Annotated in this window: 14 protein-coding genes; 7 read left to right on the plus strand and 7 right to left on the minus strand. The window is 50.0% G+C overall.

The window, feature by feature from the left end:
* Positions 1-73: 73 nt before the first annotated feature.
* Together P2G88_RS00420 and P2G88_RS00425 are read right to left on the minus strand one after the other, a co-directional pair.
* On the minus strand, positions 74-2,263 hold the full coding sequence (locus P2G88_RS00420; protein WP_275793595.1) for an NAD(P)-binding protein: 2,190 nt from the start codon (positions 2,261-2,263) through the stop codon (positions 74-76).
* Between the two features lie 9 nt (positions 2,264-2,272).
* Positions 2,273-3,205, minus strand: coding sequence for an acetoacetate decarboxylase (locus P2G88_RS00425; protein WP_275793596.1), 933 nt, complete (start codon positions 3,203-3,205; stop codon positions 2,273-2,275).
* A gap of 260 nt (positions 3,206-3,465) precedes the next feature.
* Between P2G88_RS00425 and P2G88_RS00430 the strand changes: the two genes are divergently transcribed.
* Both P2G88_RS00430 and P2G88_RS00435 read left to right on the plus strand, forming a co-directional pair.
* On the plus strand, positions 3,466-4,302 hold the full coding sequence (locus tag P2G88_RS00430; RefSeq protein ID WP_275793597.1) for a transposase: 837 nt from the start codon (positions 3,466-3,468) through the stop codon (positions 4,300-4,302).
* Entirely contained in the window at positions 4,283-5,398 is a 1,116-nt protein-coding gene (locus P2G88_RS00435; protein WP_275793599.1) for an ABC transporter substrate-binding protein, read from the plus strand. The genes P2G88_RS00430 and P2G88_RS00435 overlap by 20 nt, the downstream gene beginning before the upstream one ends.
* Here the strand turns inward: P2G88_RS00435 and P2G88_RS00440 are convergent.
* From P2G88_RS00440 to P2G88_RS00450, 3 genes are all read right to left on the minus strand, one after another.
* The gene (locus tag P2G88_RS00440) at positions 5,374-6,180 is read right to left on the minus strand and encodes a hypothetical protein (RefSeq protein WP_275793600.1); all 807 of its coding nucleotides are present in this window, start codon (positions 6,178-6,180) and stop codon (positions 5,374-5,376) included. The two genes, P2G88_RS00435 and P2G88_RS00440, sit on opposite strands and share 25 nt — an antisense overlap.
* A gap of 117 nt (positions 6,181-6,297) precedes the next feature.
* Positions 6,298-8,304, minus strand: coding sequence for a TonB-dependent receptor (locus P2G88_RS00445; RefSeq protein WP_275793601.1), 2,007 nt, complete (start codon positions 8,302-8,304; stop codon positions 6,298-6,300).
* A 335-nt stretch (positions 8,305-8,639) separates the two neighbouring features.
* Positions 8,640-9,008, minus strand: coding sequence for a DUF3718 domain-containing protein (locus P2G88_RS00450; protein WP_275793602.1), 369 nt, complete (start codon positions 9,006-9,008; stop codon positions 8,640-8,642).
* A 470-nt stretch (positions 9,009-9,478) separates the two neighbouring features.
* On the opposite strand from P2G88_RS00450, the gene P2G88_RS00455 reads away from it, so the two are divergent.
* Positions 9,479-11,347, plus strand: coding sequence for an FTR1 family protein (locus P2G88_RS00455; RefSeq protein WP_275793603.1), 1,869 nt, complete (start codon positions 9,479-9,481; stop codon positions 11,345-11,347).
* A 66-nt stretch (positions 11,348-11,413) separates the two neighbouring features.
* Here P2G88_RS00455 and P2G88_RS00460 read toward each other — a convergent pair whose 3' ends face one another.
* The gene (locus P2G88_RS00460) at positions 11,414-12,463 is read right to left on the minus strand and encodes a hypothetical protein (RefSeq protein ID WP_275793604.1); all 1,050 of its coding nucleotides are present in this window, start codon (positions 12,461-12,463) and stop codon (positions 11,414-11,416) included.
* A 62-nt stretch (positions 12,464-12,525) separates the two neighbouring features.
* Between P2G88_RS00460 and P2G88_RS00465 the strand changes: the two genes are divergently transcribed.
* The 4 genes from P2G88_RS00465 to P2G88_RS00480 all read left to right on the plus strand — a co-directional run bounded on the left by P2G88_RS00465 (position 12,526) and on the right by P2G88_RS00480 (position 16,499).
* The gene (locus P2G88_RS00465; protein ID WP_275793605.1) at positions 12,526-13,356 is read left to right on the plus strand and encodes a transporter substrate-binding domain-containing protein; all 831 of its coding nucleotides are present in this window, start codon (positions 12,526-12,528) and stop codon (positions 13,354-13,356) included.
* A gap of 112 nt (positions 13,357-13,468) precedes the next feature.
* Positions 13,469-14,761, plus strand: a complete 1,293-nt coding sequence (locus P2G88_RS00470) for an MFS transporter (protein ID WP_275793606.1) — start codon at positions 13,469-13,471, stop codon at positions 14,759-14,761.
* Between the two features lie 94 nt (positions 14,762-14,855).
* Entirely contained in the window at positions 14,856-15,818 is a 963-nt protein-coding gene (locus P2G88_RS00475) for a DUF4382 domain-containing protein (protein WP_275793607.1), read from the plus strand.
* A gap of 138 nt (positions 15,819-15,956) precedes the next feature.
* Positions 15,957-16,499, plus strand: coding sequence for a lipocalin family protein (locus tag P2G88_RS00480; protein WP_275793908.1), 543 nt, complete (start codon positions 15,957-15,959; stop codon positions 16,497-16,499).
* Here P2G88_RS00480 and P2G88_RS00485 read toward each other — a convergent pair whose 3' ends face one another.
* Complete coding sequence (locus P2G88_RS00485; protein WP_275793609.1) at positions 16,500-20,969, minus strand: response regulator; 4,470 nt, start codon at positions 20,967-20,969, stop codon at positions 16,500-16,502.
* Positions 20,970-21,009: the final 40 nt, after the last annotated feature.

A 21,009-nucleotide genomic window follows, 5' to 3' on the forward strand; every position in this document is an offset into this window, starting at 1 on the left:
ACTATGGTTTTTGCCGCTATTTTCTTAGAATTTCAATCTAAAGATCGCGAAATCTATCCCATTTAACCGGTTATTAAAAGTCCTTCTCACCAGCGATGCGTTGTGGATATCCGCTAATTGCCCTGGAGGTTTGCATGCCCGCCATGGTAGCTGCTTCCACACAACCTGCATTGAGACCCGTTTTGATCCAATCACCGGTAATATACAGATTATCGAAGCCTGCTTCATGGGTGTCCAAACGGGTTTCGCTGCTATTAACCACTGACAAAACATAATGCTCGGAAGGATCAATATTGGCTCGCCAATACTGGCTGTCAAATCTGCCTTGTCCTGTTTGCCCATTGGGATCGATCAAAATGGACCAATCAAATTGGCCTTCCCCGGCTACCTTGGGCCACAAATTGTAGATGGCGCCCGTCAGATTGCTGATGGCATTTTGTTTTACCTGCTCATAGCAACGCTCAGGGAAGGCAAAGTCGGCCGGTGGCGGGAAGTCTTTCATCGGCATGGCGCTACAAAAATAGGCCACATTTTTAGGCTCCAAGCTGGCCGGCCAGGTCTCTTTATCCAGCAGTTGATCCATCGACGCCCAAGTATCAAAGGGCTCTACAAACCCGCTTAATACCGGTTCTTCGCCACTTGGCGGCATACAGCACCAGCCCAATTCGGACAAGCTCTTATCACTCCATACCTGATAAGCCTGGGTAACCACGGTTTTTACCCTGTCGCTCATGCGTTTGAGCCCCGGGCTTTGCGCCAGCAGGTCTTCGCACAGATAAGGCAAAGAGCCAATGGAAATGCCAAATACCACCAGATCAAAGTCCTCGCCCTGTCGCAAGGTCTTCTGCGGTAGTGGCTTGTGGAAATGGTTTTGATAAATCTGCGGCCAATTTGTCCAAAAAGATTCCAGGTTGATATTGTTGGCTTTGAGTAAATCAGCTTGAGCGGGGTCCAGTTGCTCGTAATTGGGTCTGTCCGGCCAGCAGTCAATCGGAATGTCATAGCCTTTAACCGGCACGGGCACTAGTGGATTGTAGCCACTTAGTCCTTCTTTGAGAGCCACTTGCTGGGTCATCTTAATGCTATCCACTATGCCGTTGTGGGCTGTCAGCTCCTCAACCTTGTGGAAAAATTCAAATTTTACCCCGCGCGCCTTAAGCGCCTGATAAAAGGGAGTAAAGATGGTATCGCCCATACCGGCCTGCATCTTCCACATGACCGCGCCCTTGTAATTAAAGGCAATGCGCATCATGCAGCGAATGATGGTGCCAGCTTCCACATTGGGCTTATTAAAATCGCCGTCTTCATAGGCGAACACCAAATCGTAAAAACCGCGCACTGGCGCTGAATTGACCGTGTACTTCACGTTGGCACTGTGATCGGTCAGCCACTGCCGGTAGTCCTTGTCATTAATCACGTCAAAGCCATGCTCGAAGACATCGTCTTCAATCATGCCGATCAGAACGGTCAGGCCCAGGTCCAGCGAAATAAACAGCCGGCGGATATCATCGTTGTCATCCAACCATTCACAGAATTCCTGGTTAAGCCACTGGCGTAGTTTCTTAAGCAAACGGTGTATGGCGTGATGGTCGTCTTTATCACGCTTTGAGAGTTGTTTGGGTAAGGCTTTAAGGAAGGATTCCAAATGTTCGGCGGTATCTTTAACATCATCCACCAATTCCCTGGCTTCCACGCGAATTTTGTTGGCAACCCGCTCAAGCCAGGACTCATCTTCCTCGTGCTCTTGGGTCGGGAGCCGATTATGGCGGTGGAGCTTGGCTTCCTGACGTAAATCAGTAATGCCCCGTTTTATCCACATAAAGGCCGTGCGAAACAGATCCCAGATATCCAGCTCATCATCTATCTGTCCGGGCACCAGCTTGTTGGTGGGAAAATCGATAGGCCAGGTTTTCCACTGCTTGTCGATGTATTCCTGCAGCACAATATAGCTATGGGGTTTAAAGGCATCCTGCCAGGTGCGCATGGGATCACCCTGAGGTCTGTCCAACAGCTGGTACGCTTTTTTAATGGTATGAAAGGCATTGTCATAGAAGCCAAACCAGATATGCAGGCCGTGTTCCTGGATGCGCTCGGCATAGTCAGGGTTACGACCGCTGGCACCTTTTCCTCCTAACCGCCAACCCAATTGGTAGACGGTAATATCGTACTTCAGCTGCCAATCTTTCTGATCGGTCAGATAAAAAGCGCTGGTCATGGCGCCAACACCGCCGCCCAATATGGCGATTTTTTGTTTCTTGCTCATGCGCTGTCCTTATTTAATGTCGAGAGCGGCTTCCTGATTAAAATCAAACAGGATGTTGAAAGGGAGTAAAGGGCGTTGATATCCCAGAGGGATACCGAACATCTTGTCCAGCGGGAACATATCGACCTGATTTAGGGTAAAGGCAAATTCGTGGAAGTAGATGCAGCCCGAGTGCACCTTTTGCACCACCGAAGGGGAGTGCAACACATTCTGGTAAAGGGCCTGTGTGGCATCGCCATTGGGCAGCTGTTTAAACAGTAATTGGTCTACTTGTGGCCTGAACAGGCCGCCTAGCATCTGCTTGAAAAAAGAAAACTCCATATCGAAGAAGTTCACATCCATGTCTTCCAACAGATCCAGTCCCTCTTTGACCAAATCAAAAAAGTTTTTAATCGGGCTTTCGCGGTCCTTTTTGACCAGTTTGACGTTAAAAAGCTCACAAGGCGCCATCTTGGTATCCGGCGAGTAGCGTTGGAATGCATCCAAAGTGATATTGAAAAAGTTGGGTTCACCGCCGATGGCTGGCATCTGGTAGTCGCAAAGGTATTTATTAAATCCCCAGGTTTCACGCCCGTTAATTAGGGCGTAGACGTTATTCACGCAGATAAAGGCGGGATACCAATACAGGTGTTCGATATCGTCACCGTCCATACGTGCCACCGGGATCCAGACAATCACATCGGTTTCCTGGAAATAGCCCTGATCTGCCCAAGGCTCAGTAGTGGGTTTGATGTTTTCGATATCGGTAAAGGTCAGCATGCAATAGGGCGAAATAGCCTTGAAGTTCAAGCCATTAACCTGACCGATGGTGTCATCGAGAAAGGTTTGAATGGTGCTGCTGCAGCCTTTGATAAAGAAACCGTACATATTGGCATTAAGCATTCTGCACGGAGGCTGTGCAATCACACTGCCAGGGAACTGGGCGTAGGGTAGGGCGGCCATTTTCTCTCCTTTTTTCTTAATCCAAGGGCAGACACCGATAGCTCAGTTAAGCACCAGTCTCGGTGTTGTCAAACCAACCTCACAGAAGAAACACATCTAAAGCAATCACGCAGATAATTGATTTATAAATATTAATAGTTTCCTCTAAGCATAAAGAGGTAAAAAATATTGTCATCTTTTCTTTTGGGGTCAGGTCTTGAATTTTGCAGAAACTAGGGTGCCAGCTAGGCTTAGCTCATTAGATCAAGAAGAGAGAATAAATGAGTCGTCCTTTACGAGTGGAGTATCCTGGCGCGCTGTACCATGTCACCTCCAGGGGCAATGATCAGCAGGCTATTTACCGGCAGGATGCCGATTATCAAAGATTTATTCAGTTGCTTGAGGATGTATGTAAGCGGTTTAACTGGCGTATCTATGCCTACTGCCTGATGCCAAATCACTATCATCTTCTGGTGGAAACACCAGAGGCTAATTTGTCCCGGGGAATGCGCCAATTGAACGGGGTCTATACACAAAAGTTTAATCGGGTTCATAAGCGGGTTGGTCACCTGTTTCAGGGGCGTTTCAAAGCGATTCTGGTAGACAAAGACAGCTATTTGTTGGAGCTAAGTCGCTATATTGTGCTTAATCCGGTGCGTGCAAATGGCCTTGCAAATTCACCTGAGGAGTGGCCCTGGAGCAGCTACCGGGCCATGATAGGGGAGGCGGAGCCGCAGCCATGGTTGGTGGCTACACCCTTACTTGAGCATTTCCATAAAAAAACTAAAAAAGCCATTAAGAAGTATCAGGCCTTTGTAGCTGAAGGTGTGGGCGTGCAGGTGTGGGACAAGCTACAGTCGCAAATCTTTCTCGGCAGTAAAGACTTTATACAGCAGCATAAGCAAGGGGTGGCTGATGAGATTCTGCCGGAGGTGCCGGCTGCCCAGCGCCGACCACCGGCAAAACCTTTGCAGGAATATGTAGCGGCTGATAATAGTGCCAAAGCAAACATGGCAAAGGCTTATCTGAGTGGGGCCTATACGATGAAGCAGATAGCCGATGCCTTTGATGTTCATTACTCTACCGTGAGTCGCGCCGTTGCAAATTTCAAGACCTGACCCCAAGTTGTTTTTGTTGGTGTTGCTATTCTTGCCGTCTTTGGTGTGGGCGTCACCACCGATGCGGGTGATATTTGTTAATCCCGGTAGTGAGGATCCTGGTGTGACCGGACCTTTTTGGTCTCAGGTCAGTGCTTTTATGCAGGAAGCCGCCAAGGATTTGGGGGTGGAGCTGCAAATTGAATACGCCAACCGCGACAGATTATTGATGGTTGCTTTGGTGGAAAAGGCCATGGCATCGCCGGCCGATTATCTGCTACTGGTTAATGAAAATAGCGTCTTGGACGCACTGACACCGGCCCTGGAAAAACAACAACGCCACTATTTCTTGTTCAACAATGGTCTGGATAAAACGACCGACACCTCAAACCTGAATTACTACCTAGGCGAGCTCAGTGCCGATTTGGCGGCAAGTGGCTATGGTATGGTGAAGGATATGATGGCGCTGGTTAAGACCCGTCCAGCCACTTTGCTGGCCTTACATGGCGATCAGCGTTCACTGTCTTCTCAGTTAAGGGCTGATGGGTTGCTTCGGGGGCTCAGAGAGTTCTCAGGTGATCTAACCCTGCTACATCAAGAGCATGCACATTGGTCTGAGGAGCAGGCCTATACCAAGGCCTTTGCATTTTTTAGCCGGTTTGGCAGGGTGGATATGGTGTGGGCTGCCAATGATGCGATCGCCTATGGAGCGATGCATGCCGCTAAAGATGCAGGACTTAATATGGGGACTGAAATCTTTTTTGCTGGCATTAACTGGGATCCCACACCTGACTATGCGCCAGCAAACTATATCAGCTACGGTGGGCATATGTTGTTAGGTGCCTTTGCGTTGGTGTTGCTGGACAGTCACCATAGTGGGCGGTATGCGTTGGATAACCACTACAAGCAACAGCTTGCAGTTTCGGTCAGTAATCATACACAGACCGCCAAACATCTAACTCAGCTGATTAGCAGCGGACAGATTGGTCAGTTGGACTTTCGGCAGTTAAGTCCCAGATTTACCGATAACCCGAAGCCAATGTGTTTGCAAGCGTTGGTATCCACAGCTGCAAAATCCACTGCAATGCCAGGTCAGTCTAAAGTTTCAAAAAAATAGATTTCCTGCAGCAGGGTACGCAGCCGACCGTCCTCTCGCATTTCAACCAGCTTCTCGTTGATCTTGTCAAAAGCGGCTTGGTGCAGTGGGTGACAAATAATATTGTCGTTTATCACCAATGGCGCAAACGCCGGGTCGTAAGGGAAATGTCGTTCGAGGCCCAATGACCGGTAAGCTCTGATCACATCCGGATAGAATATAAGCGCCTTCCTGATCCTGCTTAGTTGCAGCATTTTTATATTCTGCTCTTCCGAGTCCACGTAGTAGATCTCACCGGCACGAGCCATCATCGCCTTAATGGTCTCATTGGTGGGGCCGCCCCGTATAATGCCGATGGCGTCTTGCTGACTAATATCTTCAACGCGGCTGGCAACCGGTGTGCCCGGTTTTGACACCACACGCACCAATGCCTGATTAATGGGAGCACTGCTGAGGTAATCCATTTGGGCAAGTGCCGGCTTTAATTCATCGAAGGTATCTTCACCGGGACTATAGCAGGCAAATTTACCCTGCACGAAGCCCAGCTTGGCCCTTGCCATGGGCATAACAATAATTTCGTACTGTGCGGCTAAGCCAGTTTCCAGCAAGATTTGGCTAAGAAGATTATGGTAAACGCCATTGTCGGGCCTACCTTCGGCGTCCAGGGTGCCAGGTTGATTGAACAATGAAACAAGCTGGCCCGCCGCGATAATATGCTTGCCGCCATTCTCACTGTGGGCTTGGCCGCACAGCATAAGTGCCATCAGCCACAAGCCCGCTTTGCGTTTCCATTTATGGGTCAAGATTGGCTCCAGCAGCAAATATATGAGGCCCAGGCACGAACACTACATTTATGCATATTAAATCGCCGGCTTGCCAGTGGATAGGAGCAAATATTGTTGCCACTTTGTCGCTGCTATCTACAAACGATAATCCAACGACAGATAAACAGAGCGTGGAAGACCGACAAAATAGCGATACTGGCCAAAACCAATATCGGCACGTTCGGCATAGTCTGTATCCAACAGGTTCAGTACTCGAAGGCCGAACCGCCATTGGCGATCCAACGCGCAACTGGCGCGCAGATTAAGCACATCATGGCCTGGATAATCGGCACTATTTTGTGGGTCGAGGTAATAACGTCCCATGTGCTGCCATTCCAGTTCGAGTTGTTTCCCGGTGGCCGGTTGCCAGTCCAGGCGCATATTCCACATTTGCCTGGGAGCAGTATCAATATCATTGCCTCGAATGCTCTCTTCGCCGAGGTTGAGATCGTTGGCATAACGGTGCTTGGCAAAGGTACCATCTGCGCTTAGCTGCCACTGCGCGTTTAGCGCCAGGGTAAAACTCAATTCCAATCCGTGGTGGCGGGTTTGTCCGTTATCCACGTTTTGTCTGTCACTGTCCTGGAAAATATGGTTACGCTTATTCATGGCAAAGGCACTGAGATCCATATTCAGCGAGGCAAATTGCGCGCGCCAGCCAAGTTCAACGCTGTCCAGTTGTTCAGTGTCTAAGCTGGCCAGTACTTGTCCACTTTGCAATCGAAACAGTTCGCTGGTTTGTGGTGCCCGAAAGCCGCGGCTGAGATTGGCATACAGTTGGTCGCTGCTATCTAGATAGTGAACTACTCCCAGGCTGGGGGAGAGACTCTTGAAATCGGGTTTCTGGCTAACGGGCCGATAAAAACGGCATTTGCTGACTTCTGGCGCGCAAGCACTGCCTGCGGGCACCAAGGTTTGATAATCGTATTGCTGATAGTCGTAACGCAGCGCTGCGTTGAGCTGCCATTGTTCTGAAGGTCGCCAGCGCAAACCGGCAAAAGGGGACAGATTGCGTGCAATTACCTGATAGTCATAGTGGCTGCCCTTTGGCAATGCAGGACTAAAGGACTCGGCTTGGATCTCTTTCAACCAACCATCTGTCCATTCCATATCCATACCCGCTAACCAGGATATTGTGTTCGTAGCGCCAAATAATTGCGTCTGCAGTCCCGCACTTTTATGGCCGTTTTCTTCGGTTGGTTGCCAGGGCACAAAGTGTTGCAGAAAGGCCATACGCTGGGCCCGCAAAAAGGGGGTCATCTGTAGCGTAACGCCATTATCCATTTGATATTGGATATTGGACTGTGTGCGCCAGGACCACGCATCCCGGTAGGCCTCAGGATTGGCATTCTGACGACGTAAGTTTTCGTCTTTATAGGTATCTTTTCCTTCAATGTAACCGGCCGTTTCCTGGTTCAGGTTAGTAAAGGACATCAGACTCTTTACCTGCCATTGGCCGCTATGCCAGCCATGCACCAGGTTCAATTTTTGCTGGTCGTAACCTGAATCTGCCTGATAACCGCCGTCATGAGCCAGATTGCCGTATACCAGGATTTGCTCGTTGCCCGCACTGAACTTGACCCTTGCATATTGATTGGGACCTCCCTCAAGAGCCAAAGATGCGGCGCCAGCATCTGGCAAATCGGGACTTAATATGTGGATGGTGCCATGCACTGCATTGGAGCCATATAATGCGCTGTGTGGGCCACGGAGCACCTCTATAGCGCCGGCCTGCTCAGTGTTCACTTCGAACAGTTGGTTGGCGTTGCAAAAACCACTGGAGCGGGTAGGAATGCCATCTTCCAGCACCAAAAATGCCCCGCATGAACCGGCGCCGGTCAACACCGGGGAACGAATGGCCGTCAAATGTTCCTGACCGTTGCCGCGACTTACCCAAGCACCAGGGACTCTGGACAGGGTTTCGCTGATATGAATTTGACCAAGCAGGGACAGTTCTTCTTGCTCAAGGCGAGTCAGGCTGAGGGAAAGTTGCTCCTGCGGCTGTGACTGACGGCTGGCAGTGACGCTGATGCGTTCTATTTCATTAGCATAAAGGGAGCTGGCGCTAAGCAGGGCGATCGAGGCCAAGAGTCTGAAAGTCATAGAAAAAACATTGGGTAATCAGTGGGGCAAAGGATACCTAAATCAAGCCTTTGGCCCAAGGCATGTTGTCGTGCAGCTTAGTTTATTGTTTTCAGATAAAAAAGGGGCGGGCCACGGAGAGCCCGCCCTAATACCAAACCTGTGGTTGGTAAGCCCAAAGAAGACCAGTAGACTCGGGCTGTAGTGCGAGAGTTAATTTAGTGCAAATGATAACTATTATCAACAATTAATTTGAAACTTGTTGGGTAGTTAGTTAACCAATTGATATATAAGAATTAATCTCGCGTTAAATAAAGGGGGGACAGAGTTCCACTGTCCATCTGGCCGGAAGCAGGCTACTTAGGTGCTATCAATACTTGGCCGCTCAGTGGTTTGCTGGACGGCACAGCGACGACATCCTTAATTTCAGTGCGCCCTGGGCTTACCATTAATCTCTCCAGCCTTGCCGCAATCATGTCTTGCCCGGCGTCGGCTGCAAAATAGGCCACCGGCTCGTCATTGCAATGCAGATTGCGGGCTATGTAGGTCAGCTTATAGCCAGATTGATCGACAGCGGTGATAAAGCCAATAGTATTTTGGGTAACGGCGCTGACACAGAGTCGGCTGGCTACGGACTGATCGGCTGCTTCATAGGTGGCCGCCTGGGACATCAGGGGGGCAGCCATGAGTGTGGTGGCAATCGCCAAAGTACGGTAGTTGAACATGATGAATCCCTCGTTTGCGTTAGGGGCGTTGTGCCCAGATTAAGTGTCGCGTGCCCAGGGAAATATGTTGTAAATGACCGGTGAGCAGACGTAACAGCCTTTAAAGGCCGTGACATCTTTGTGGCAAGATATTGATTTACGGATGATTAATCGCACATAAAAAAGATTCGGCCAGTGGACGATTTACACCTATAAATAACGCACCATGGTAATTGAGGAACTCAAAATCCGTCGTTTTGTGCGCATTTCCTGCATTTTTTATCCGCTAGCAGCCATGCTTAGGGCGAAGAGGCACCTGTAGGTTTCTGATCACAGAAAATGCCGACGATCAGAAGGCAACTGTGCATTAAGTCAGCGGTTGCTGTGTGTCTGTGAATGTTTACTAATCCTATTGAATTGTTGGTTCAGGTTGTTCACAAGAACTCCAAGTGCGATAATAAACGCAAATTATTCTTAGTTGTAAATGTGATATGAACCGAGTCATCACCAAGCTGTTACTGATAGCCACGATGCTGCTGCCTATCGGATTACACGCCGCCCAGCAGGGGCCTGAACGTATTTTGCACCTGTTGGCGTATGTGGGGGTGGACTACCCAATGACCGTGGCTGACGGCAGAGTGGTGGATGAAGGGGAATATGCCGAACAGGTCGAGTTTGCAAGGGTTGCCGAAGAAATTCTGTTGCAGTTACCCAGGGTAGACACCAGCGATACCTTGTTAAATCAGATTAACACTCTGCAACTGGCTATTGCACAGAAGCAGCAGGGCAGCGATATCAAAGCGCTGACCGGTGAGATCAGTAAGACCCTTACCCAGGCCTACAACATCAAGCTCAGCCCCAGAAAGGCTCCCAGACCAGATTCAGTCGCTCAACTCTATCAGGCGCAATGCGCCATGTGCCACGGCAGCACCGGGCTAGGTGATGGTATTGCCGGGCAAGGCATGGAGCCGGCACCGGCAAACTTCCATGATCGCGAACGCATGAGCGAACTGAGTCTGTTTGGTTTATACAACACCATCACCCTGGGTGTTGAAGGTACAGGTATGGCCTCTTATGCACAGTCGCTAAACGATGATCAGCGCTGGGCGTTAGCTGCTTTTGTGGCTGGTTATGTGACCGATACCCCGGTTGATGCCGTGGCTTCTCCCTTTAGCCTGGATGAGTTGGCCACGATGACGCCTAATCAGGTTGCTGCTGATGGTCGCGATGTCGACGCATTTGTGCAACTGCGTGCACACCCAGATCAAATCCTTTCATCCGGTCCAGACCCCTTGGCGTTTGCGCAAATGACATTGCAGAAGTCATGGCAGGCGGCTGAGGCTGGCGATCGGGAGTTAGCCTACGAGTTGTCCATCAATGCCTATCTGGAAGGCTTTGAATTGACTGAATCCGGCCTACGCAACCTCGATGCGCCGCTGACCAGGCATATTGAAAAATCCATGTTTGCCTACCGCGATGGTCTGCGCTCTGGATTACCACAAGCACAATTGGAGAGTCTCTATCAGGCCGCCATGCAAGGTCTGGAACAAGCGGCTCTGTCCTTGGGGCAAGGGGAGCTTTCTCCCTGGTTAAGTTTTGTCGCATCGCTGATTATTCTGCTTCGTGAAGGATTGGAAGCCATTTTGGTACTGGCGGCCATTTTTGCTTTCCTGAGTCGTGCTGGCGCTACACAAAGCCTGAAATACGTGCATGGCGGCTGGATGGCGGCCCTGGGGCTTGGTCTTGTCACCTGGCTGGTGGCGAGCTTTGTGTTAGATATCTCCGGTGCCAGTCGGGAAATTACCGAAGGGGTAGCGGCACTGGTGGCCATGGTGGTGCTGTTATGGGTCGGAATCTGGATGCATTCAAAGGCCCATGCCAATTCCTGGCAGGATTACATCAAGCAAAAACTCTCGGCCAGCCTTAGCTCTGGACAAAACTGGGGTTTTGCGTTGCTGGCCTTTATCGCCGTATATCGTGAGATCTTTGAGATTGTGCTTTTCTACCAAACACTTTGGTTGCAGGCTGGTGAAACCGGACATAGCGCAGTGTTGTGGGGGGTATTGGTCGCCCTGGTAGGGTTGGGGCTGCTCGGCTGGGCCATATTCAAAGCGGCAATGCGCTTGCCTGTAGCAGGCTTCTTTAAGGTCAATGCAGTGATTATGTTTGTGTTGGCATTGATATTTGCTGGTCGCGGTATCGCCGCATTGCAGGAAATGGGGGCGCTGGCAAGCAAACCTCTGAATATGCCATCTGTTGAGTGGCTGGGTTTGTACGCCGACGGCATGACCCTGGCCACCCAAGGTGCCATCCTTGCGCTGATTGCCCTGATGGTGTGGCTGCAACGCAAACCGCAATAACTTTCCTTTTGGGGTCAGGTCTTGAAATTTGCAGAACTCTGCAAATTTCAAGACCTGACCCCCATTCTATAAGTTGCTGAATTTGTACTGCAGGCCCAGTTGCAGGCGGTTAGTTTTACTTTCCTGATATCGCTCGATTTTGGCAAACCAGCTTAACGCGCTTTTGGGGCTGAACTTGCCTTTCAGTTCCGCGGCCAGGGCGTAACCGGTGTCGAGGAAGTCTTCGGTTAACTCAGCTCTTAAACCTAAGTCTTCATCAGTGTGGCTAACGTGGGCAAAGAGCTGGGTTTTTTGTCCCCATAGATCAAGGTTCTTACCCAGACTGACTAAAACTTTTAATCTGTTGCTGTCCAGCTTATCGATGACTTCCACCGCGTAGATGGTATCTTTGTCGGTGCGATGGCGCAGTTCACCACGCACGTAGTTGCTGCCAGTCATTCTCTCCAGGCTGATCTCATAGCCGGTTCTGGGGCTGAGTCGCCCGGAATACTCCATTTCAAAGTAATTGAAGTTCTCAAACGCCTGAAATGCATTGGGGTCGTCCACATGGGCCAACTCTCCCGCCACCAGTTCCAGTCTGCCATCGGAGAGGGGAAGTACATGGCGAAGCCCGGTGATCCAGCCATGTTGGGAAAGACCGGTAGACGCCACATCACCTTTGTAGGTTGGAATCACCCCCACTTCGGTCTTGCCTTCGCCTTGTTGGTAACGCAAATACAGACGACGCAGATAGAAATGGTCGCTATTGCCGTCATCCACTGTGTTATAGCTTGACGAAAAGGCATTACCGGTTACGGCAAAGGCATGCACACTCCAGTTGTCATCGAATTGATACTGTGGATAGAAGCGCAGACGATATTGGGCTCGCGAATCTCTCTCTGTGCGCTTGTCCGCGCGGCTGGAAAAATCCCATTTGGCGCCAAAACCATGCTCATCGGCTGCCACGGGCTGGCATGGCAGTATGAAAAGCAGACAGAAAAATAGTCGAACGTTATGCAAAATCACTCCATTTACCTGGTAACAACCAAAGTATTTTTTGTCTTTGATTTTTATAAGATTATCGTCGATTTTTAAGATGAGATCCTTATCGACAAGTGAGGCATGCCAATGTTCCATTGCCTACTTCTGCGAATCAGTAAGATCTATAATGTAAATACTAGCCCAGTTGGGGAATGCTCATGTTTCGCGTCCTGCTCATTTGCCTTTTTCTGACCAGTGGATACGCCGGTGCCGACAGCACATCGTTGCAAGAATCGATGACGCCATTACCCAAGTTAACTATCCTCACCGAAGATTACGGTCCTTTTAATTATTTGGATACGGGCGAGCTTAAGGGGTTTTCTTCTGAGTTGGTGCGCATGATCTTAACCGATCTGGGAAGTGATATATCCCAGCACGATATGCAGGTCATGCCTTGGGCACGGGCCTATCAGATAGCGCTGGTCAGGCCCAATACCCTGATTTACACCATCACCCATACCGAGCAGCGAGATATGCTGTTTAGGTGGGTGGGGCCCTTGCTGTCCACCCGCGTGGTGATAGTCGCCAAGAAAGATAAAGGCCTGAGAGGTAAGAGCTTTGAGGAACTACAACAGCATCCTGTGGGGGCCATTCGGGACGATGTGGGCGAGCAGTTGCTGGTGGAACAAGGTTTTCCCCTAGAGCGCATCGTGAGTAACAGTAATCCCTTGTATATGGTTGAAATGTTGAACAAAGATCGCATCGATGCCCTGGCCCATGGGGAGATTGCCAGTAACTGGTATTTGTTGAAGTCAGGACAAAGCCTGGATGATTTTGAAGTGGTTTATACGCTCAAAGAATCTCACCAGTATCTGGCTTTCAATCGCAATACGTCAAAAGCGCTGGTTGATCTGGTGCAGGAAGCCTTTATGCGGATAAAGCTTTCGCCACGATATGAGGCGCTGATGGCCAAATATCCGGCCATATCACATCGTTTTAGCAGTAGTCGACAACGTTCTGCAGCAGAGGCGATAGCTGTCCAACGCTAAAGTTTTCCTCTGCTTATGAAATAAGCGGACGACAGATTAATAGTAAGATTCAATTTACCAAACAAGGATTTACTGCTATCTAACAGGCAAGCACAAGAACTTGATACAGAAGATGCCAAGAGCTGCCCTCGTCTCCCTGTCCTCTCCCCTTCTTAGCCTGGTGGTGTATTCCATTGGTCACGGCATGATGACCACGCTGCTGACTTTACGGATGGCCGAAGAAATGGTCTCGGTACAATGGATTGGTGCGGTATCGGCCTCCTATTTTGCCGGCTTGCTGGTAGGCTCTTTCGTTAACAGCAAGGTGATTCTGCGGGTAGGACATGTGCGGGCCTATGCCGCCTACGCGTCGTTACTCTGTAGCCTGGCTTTGCTCTATGGTTTGGTTTTCGACCCTATGGTGTGGATGGGGCTGCGCTTGCTTGGTGGTTTCGCCGCAGGCGGTCTGTTTGTAGTGATCGAGTCATGGATCATGGTCAGTGCTCCGGTCAAGCTGCGTGGCCGCATAATGGCCATCTACATGGTGCTCTTTTACGCGGCCATGGCCAGCGGTCAGATGCTGCTAAAACATGTGGACATCATGGTGCTGGTACCTTTTGCTTTGTCGGCGTTGGCGGCCTCTTTGTCGGTGATCCCGCTGATGTTATCCAAAGTGGATATGCCGCAAATCACCCGCCATGAAAAGCTGTCTGTATTCACACTGATGAAGTTAACCCCTACCGGGGTGATGAGCTGCTTTGTGTCAGGCCTTTATCTCAGCGTTGCCTATGGTCTGCTACCGCTTTTTTTCGCGCAAGTGGGATACAACGTCGAGGATATTGCCAACATGATGGCGGTCATGATCATCGGTGGCATGTGTTTGCAATATCCCCTGGGAAGGCTTTCCGACCGTCTGGACAGGCGCATAGTCTTGGTCGGCCTGTTTGTCAGCACGCTAGTTATCAGTCTGATGTTTGTACTTTTTGGCGTGGAGGATTTCCCGCTTTTTACCAGCATTTTGGTATTTATGCTGGGGGGCACTATTTTCGCCATCTATCCTATCAGTTTGAGCCAGGCCTGTGATGAGCTGCCCACAAGCCAGGTGATCTCCGGCAATCAGGGCTTGCTGCTGGTGTACAGCATCGGTGCCATGATAGGACCGCTGTTGGCGCCGTTGTTCCTGATGATGCTAGGCGCCAGTGGCATGTTCAGCTACTTCGGTTTAATGGCTTTGCTGACCCTGTCATTCCTTTATTGGCGCCTGTCAGTGCGTCCTGCTGTGCCTTTGGAAGCACATCGAGCGTTCTCGGCTTCTACTCCCAACACTCCGGTGATGGCCGAATTGGACCCCCGTGCAGAAGGCGCTGCACAAGAGACAATCGCAACTGCGCGCGAAGAAGAACAGGTCGATACTTTGCAGCGTTGATACCCTGGTATGGCCACAGGGCCGCAAATAGGGATGGCATGGATGCTATGATCTTGTTTCAGTATTGCATGCATTCTGAAAAAGAGAATTCCTTATGAAAAACATTGTTAGCAGATCCTTGGTCATGTCTTCGCTGGTTGGCTTCCTGACGGCGTGTGGTGGTGGCTCAGGCTCTGACACTGGCTCCCTGACACCGCCGCCTGCTCCTGCACCCACTTCCACAACCTTTTCCTTAGGTGTATCCGATGCGCCGGTTGATGATGCTTTGGCTGTGGTTGTCTACTTTGATGAGGTTGAACTGATTGGTAATGCCGATCCTATTCGCTTTACCGTGAGTGACGGCAACGGCGGACCAAGAATGGTGGATTTATTGACGGTGCAGGGCAGCAACTTTGCCAGCTTGGTAAGCAATGAGGAAATTCCACTCGGCGAATATACACAGCTTCGGTTGTCTGTCACTGACGCTTCCTATATCGAGATGGAGCAGGGGACCTTTCCCCTGAAAGTGCCCAGTGGCGAACTTAAGCTTGATGGCTTTACCGCCCTTGCCAATGTGACTGCTGCCTATACTGTGGAGTTTGTTCTTCGAAAGTCATTGGTTGATCCTAAAGGACAACCCTCGATTTTCCTGAAACCCAGGGGTGTCAGGCTGGTGGCTAACGCCGAAGTGGGGGTGTTGGAAGGCACAGTCGCTGAATCCCTGGTTCTGGACCCCAGTTGCAGTGAAAAAGCCGACCCGCTTGAAGGTAATGCTATTTATTTATTCGAGGGTACCGGGCTAGGTTTCACCAACTTAGGTGATGATGCGGACGCTCCGGTCGACCCAAATGAGATATCCCCCTTCTCGGTGGCAGAGGTGAAGTACAATGAAGACTCCGCCAGCTATCAATATCAGATGGGTTATGTACCTCAAGGCTCGTACACCTTGGCCTTCACTTGTCATGCGGCGGTGGATGAGCCTGAAACTGACGAGGGTACCGAACAGGGATTTGCGTTCCTAACGGCTAAAGAGGCAAACGTTAGCGCACAGCAGACCACTGTCGTGGACTTTCCGTAAAGCCGATGGCGCACCGGTGCCTCGCTGGTGCACCTTCCTTGGATGAGACAAAATCCATAATTGCGCAAAAACCGCCGATCCAAATGTTCTCTTGAACGTATCGGAGCCAAATCATTTTTTTCGGTTTGAGTGATGCAAATTTATCGTTATCTATTGGTATTCCTCGTTTTCGGGCTTTTATCCGCCTGTACCAGCCCCCCCAAAGGTGTGCAGCCAGTGACTGGATTCGAGCTTAATCGCTATCTTGGCAAGTGGTATGAAATTGCCCGCCTGGATCACTCCTTTGAGCGGGGATTGTCCCATATACAAGCTAATTACAGTCTGAGGGATGACGGTGGCGTTAAGGTCATTAACCTAGGTTGGGATACAGAAAAAGGGCAGTGGCGGGAGGCCGAAGGCAAGGCCTATTTTGTCGATGATAAGGACACTGGCCATCTCAAAGTGTCCTTTTTTGGCCCTTTCTATGGCGCCTATGTGATCTTGGCTTTGGATAAAGTGAATTATCAGTATGCCCTGGTCAGCGGTCCCGACAGGGACTATCTATGGATTTTGGCACGCACGCCACAGTTGGAGAAGGCTGTTGTCGACCAGTTGCTGGATGCTGCCAAGTCAGCCGGCTTTGCAACAGAAAACTTAATTTGGGTTGATCACAGTGTGACAAAGGCCGTAAAGGAGTCGTAGTCACTGATTGTCAGACAGGCCTTGCAGGATGGTTTCCAACTGGACTAGCGCCTCCTGATATTGGAAGTTGTCCAACTGCTCTTTCAACAGCGCTGCTTGCTCTTTGAAACTTGCCTGTAGCGCCTCTACCAGCTCAGATTTGAGAGTCTCATCCACAATTTGCGCAGTTCTCAGAAGCGTTCTTACCTCGTTGATCACGTCCCGCAAAGGGCGGGTTGGTGCAGTCGCTGACGTGGTTTTTTCAGTGCCCAACAGGGCGACCACGGCAGCTGTTTTGTCCAATTGCGCAATCACAGATTCCAGCCGCCATATTCCTTCGGCTTTCAACTTGCCCTCGGCCTCGGCTGCTTGATCGGCCAGCGTCATTGCGCCAATAGTGGCGGCAGATCCCTTCAAGGTATGTAGTTGGCGGATGGTCTCTTCAGCGTCAGCTTGGCCGCTTGTGAGGGTCTCTTTGGTGTTGTGCAGATCCTCGGCAAAACGTTGTAATAGTTTTCTCAGTAATGTCCAGTTTCCACCCAGTCGTTGTGCTGCAGCTTCTAAGTCAAAGCCCGGTAACGAGAAGGCCTCTTCGCTTGTCTCCGACAGCTTATTTTCGGCAGCATTGTCATTATGTGGAAGCCAACGCAGCAACTCGTCGGCGAGTTTTACCACATCGATAGGCTTGGAAATATGCCCGTTCATTCCGCAGGCTTCGGTTTGCTTCTTATCTGAGAGCATGGCGGCAGCAGTCATCGCCAGAATGGGGATATCCTTACCCTTGTCGGTAGCTCTTATGGTTCGGGTAGCATCGAAGCCGTCCATTACCGGCATTTGCAGATCCATCAGGATCAGATCGAAGTCAGCTTGCGCAAACTGCTCTACGGCTTCTGCACCGTTTTGCGCCACTTCCGCTGTTAATCCCAAGGCAACCAACATATCGTGTCCGACTATCTGATTGACGGGATTGTCCTCTACCAACAGGATCCTGGCCCCTTGCACCGGCTTTAGCATGGCTCTCACCTCTTTGAGATCTGAGGTGCCGGATGTGCTGGTGGATATTTGCCCGCTTTGCAGCTCATACAAGGCATTTTGCATTTGTGAGATCAAGATAGGCTTTTCCAGTATCAGGCAGGAAGGCAGTTCTTTAGCAGCAGCTCGGGCGCTTTCCTTGCCAAAGGCGGTCATCATTATCAGTTTGGCTTGTTGATGTGCCTTTTGAGCCAGAATTTGTCTGCCTAGCTCGAGTCCCTCAATATCCGGCAGTTTCCAATCCAGCAGCAGTAGTTCAAAGGGAGTATTGGCTTTTTCAGCCTGAATGATGGCGGCCATTGCTTCCTCGCCAGATGCGGCAACCTGGGTTTGAAAATGCATGCTTTTCAGCATATTAACCAATAAGTCACGATATTCGGGCAAATCATCGACAATCAATGTACGCAGTGGCTGGATGTTGTGTTTGTCTCCTTCAATCGGGTGTTTTGCCGCAGACAAAGGCAGGTCCAGGGTAAAAACAGAGCCTTGGTTTAGCTTGCTGCGGACATCAATATCACCGCCCATCAAAGTGGCCAGATGTTTGGAAACGGTCAGACCTAAACCGGTGCCGCCAAATTGGCGGGTAATGGAGCTATCTGCCTGCTCGAAGGGTTGAAACAGCTTTCGCACCGTGCCTTCTGTCATGCCAATGCCGGTATCTGACACGTTGATGCCCAGTGCAATATTGTCTCCATCAACCTTCTCTTTGATACCGATGCGCACATAGCCCTGCTCGGTAAATTTAATTGCGTTGCTTAACAGATTGGTCAGTATTTGGCTGATACGCAGGCTGTCGCCATGGTAATAACGGGTCAGATTTGGCTGACTGTCGACGATAAGCTCTATCTGTTTTTCTTCTGCTTTGAGTGAGAACAGATTGGTACAGCCCCGCAAGACGTCCTCAATGTCGAAATCGCTCTCATAAAGTTCCAGTTTATTGGCTTCTATTTTCGAGTAGTCCAGGATGTCATTGAGGATATTAAGCAATGCCTGAGAAGAGCCTTGTACTCTTTTCAGGTAGGAAAGTTGTTGAGGATCGAGTGGGGTGTTGAGCACCAATTGTGTCAGCCCAAGTATGGCATTCATGGGGGTGCGTATTTCATGACTCATATTGGCCAGGAAGTCGGATTTGTACTGACTGGTCTTACGCAGAGCCTCTTCTACCGCTTTACGTGTGCTGATATCACGAATAATCATCAGGATACGGTCACGAGGAATATTGGCCAGGCGGGCTTCCAGGTAACGTTGAGCGCCATCGGCATCGGTTAGTTCGCACTCAACCTGGCATATCAGCTTTGGATCTTGCTGTAAGGAGATAATGGCGTTTTTGATTTGTCTGACCATGCTGGCCGGAAAAATGGCGTCTATGGGTTTGCGGTTAATGTCATTGGCACTGCAATTCAACAAATTCTGCTCGGCGGCCCGATAGTCCTCGATAGTGCCAAGGTTATCTATCCAGAAATACATATCGTCGAAGGTTTTACAGATCGCTTCCAGATTGACAGTCTTTTCTTCCAGCTCCTGTTTGCGTTTCAATTCTTTCGTGATGTCTTCGGATATTCCGAGTATATAACGGGCATGGCCGGCAGAATCCCTGACCGTTGTTTTGCGTGTATGTAAATAACGCATGCCTTGTGGGGTCTTTAATGATTCTTTGGGAATATCGACGATATTGTTTGTCGTCAGGGCTTGTTGGTCGGTTTCTTCAGCAGCTTTGGCTTCAGCATTAGAAAATAAATCGACAGCTTGCTTACCCTTGTATTGACTGGGGGTGAGACCGAGCAGCGTTTCGCCTTGTTTGTTTAACTCAACAAACTTTAGTGAGTCGGCGTCTTTAACAAACACCATTAGCGGCAAATTGTCCAAGATGGACCGCAGGAAAGTCTGGCTGTCGTTTAATTCGATGGTGCGAGCCCTCACCTCCTTCTCTACATGCAGAGCTCTGCTGGCCAGATTGATCATATACGCCACCAAAAGGCCGACCAGCCCCATACCCGCAGAGAGGGTTAGCCATAATCTGCTGAAGAAAAAATCAAATACATACGGGGCTTGCAGCCAGGTTTGAATCTGCCATTCTCTTTGTGCAATGGTTAACTCCACACGCTGCTTAAACGCCAGCTGCTCAAACTCACGTCCAGCGATATCAGCTGGCCAGGCAAATAGGTTATCTTGTGATTCGCTGTCTGTTACGCGAAAGCCTACCCTTGATGGGTCAAGGATATTGGTGATATCTGCGAAGATGGGGTCTAGCAAGAAAACACCGGACACCAAGTCTGGCCTTGTTCCCGGCTGCAAAGGCAAATAGATTATGAATGATGACTCTTGTCTATCGGATTGCACCAGCTGTAACGGCGGCGTTGCTGCCGCTTGTTCAGTCTCAATCGCGCGTTGGATGGTCGCCCGGCGATCAGGCTCTGAATAAAGGTCAAAGCCAAGAGCGGCTTGGTTAGTGGCCTGGGGCTCAATAAAATATACTGGATAATAAATGTCTTTCTGTGGGCTGATCCGCAACTCACCATCGACCCTATTTTTGAAGTGAAATTGTGGCACTTCCTGCCTGGCAAGTTCTTCCCAGGCTAAACGCTCATCAGCAGGCACTGCGGGTATCCATGACAGAGCCTTTATGAATTGGTGATGCTCCAGGGTGATACTGGTAAATTTGGCAAATGCTTCACGACTCACCGTTTGCTCTGCATCGAAATAGGCTTTCAATGCCACCAACACATCTGTATACACCGACAGTTGGCTTTCCAAATTTTGCTTTAGGTTTTGCGTTCTTTGAGTCAAAAGCCGATCAAGCTCTTCCTCTGCACTACGCAGATCTGTTTGGTAAAGTGAAACTAGGGCGGCCAGTAACAGCAAGAAAGAGCATGTTGTGATCAGCTTTTCTCGCAGACCAAAGAACCCCCGGCTAAAGACCAGAAGCAGAAGTGGGGCAAAGACGAAAACACCCAGGCTATCTCCAGCCCACCATGTCAACCAGCTCCAAAATAACTGCTCCTGCGGCACAATGTTCATAGCATATAAGAACAGGTGACCATTGCTGGCGGATACAAGGGACGAGACCAGCCCCCCGAACACAATTAGCTTTAAAAGGAAAACAGTGTCCCACAGTTGAATGATGTGATGATTGCGTCTGCCAGTAATCAATAATCTGGCAATCCAAGCTTGAATGCTCGAGCCTATCGCTATGCCACCGGCCAAAACAAAGGTCATGCCATCAATGTCAGAGGCGATGTTTTGCCAGGAAATAAACAGGTTGATGGCCAATGAACCTAAAAACACGCCAATGCACAGATGGGTACCGCGTGCGATCACACCTGCCACAGCCACCCCCGCCGCCGGCCAAATAGCGGTGGAGTATCCTGGCGGAATGGAGAGAAATAAGCTGAGACGCGCAGCAATAAAATAGGCCAGCGCCATCAACAGTATTTCCAACAGGATCTTTCTCTTTTTCATTGGCTTAGGTGTATGCCTTTGGCAATCCAATGATAAACAT

This window comes from Aliiglaciecola sp. CAU 1673 (assembly GCF_029223185.1).
Classification (GTDB): Bacteria; Pseudomonadota; Gammaproteobacteria; order Enterobacterales; family Alteromonadaceae; genus Bowmanella.

Bases quoted from the DNA above. Each gene is read 5' to 3' on its own strand.
- P2G88_RS00425 (WP_275793596.1), bottom strand. From the start codon at position 3,205: ATGGCCGCCCTACCCTACGCCCAGTTCCCTGGCAGTGTGATTGCACAG.
- P2G88_RS00455 (WP_275793603.1), top strand. From the start codon at position 9,479: ATGAACCGAGTCATCACCAAGCTGTTACTGATAGCCACGATGCTGCTG.
- P2G88_RS00475 (WP_275793607.1), top strand. From the start codon at position 14,856: ATGAAAAACATTGTTAGCAGATCCTTGGTCATGTCTTCGCTGGTTGGC.
- P2G88_RS00470 (WP_275793606.1), top strand. From the start codon at position 13,469: ATGCCAAGAGCTGCCCTCGTCTCCCTGTCCTCTCCCCTTCTTAGCCTG.
- P2G88_RS00485 (WP_275793609.1), bottom strand. From the start codon at position 20,969: ATGAAAAAGAGAAAGATCCTGTTGGAAATACTGTTGATGGCGCTGGCC.
- P2G88_RS00460 (WP_275793604.1), bottom strand. From the start codon at position 12,463: ATGGAACATTGGCATGCCTCACTTGTCGATAAGGATCTCATCTTAAAA.
- P2G88_RS00445 (WP_275793601.1), bottom strand. From the start codon at position 8,304: ATGACTTTCAGACTCTTGGCCTCGATCGCCCTGCTTAGCGCCAGCTCC.
- P2G88_RS00420 (WP_275793595.1), bottom strand. From the start codon at position 2,263: ATGAGCAAGAAACAAAAAATCGCCATATTGGGCGGCGGTGTTGGCGCC.
- P2G88_RS00465 (WP_275793605.1), top strand. From the start codon at position 12,526: ATGTTTCGCGTCCTGCTCATTTGCCTTTTTCTGACCAGTGGATACGCC.
- P2G88_RS00450 (WP_275793602.1), bottom strand. From the start codon at position 9,008: ATGTTCAACTACCGTACTTTGGCGATTGCCACCACACTCATGGCTGCC.
- P2G88_RS00430 (WP_275793597.1), top strand. From the start codon at position 3,466: ATGAGTCGTCCTTTACGAGTGGAGTATCCTGGCGCGCTGTACCATGTC.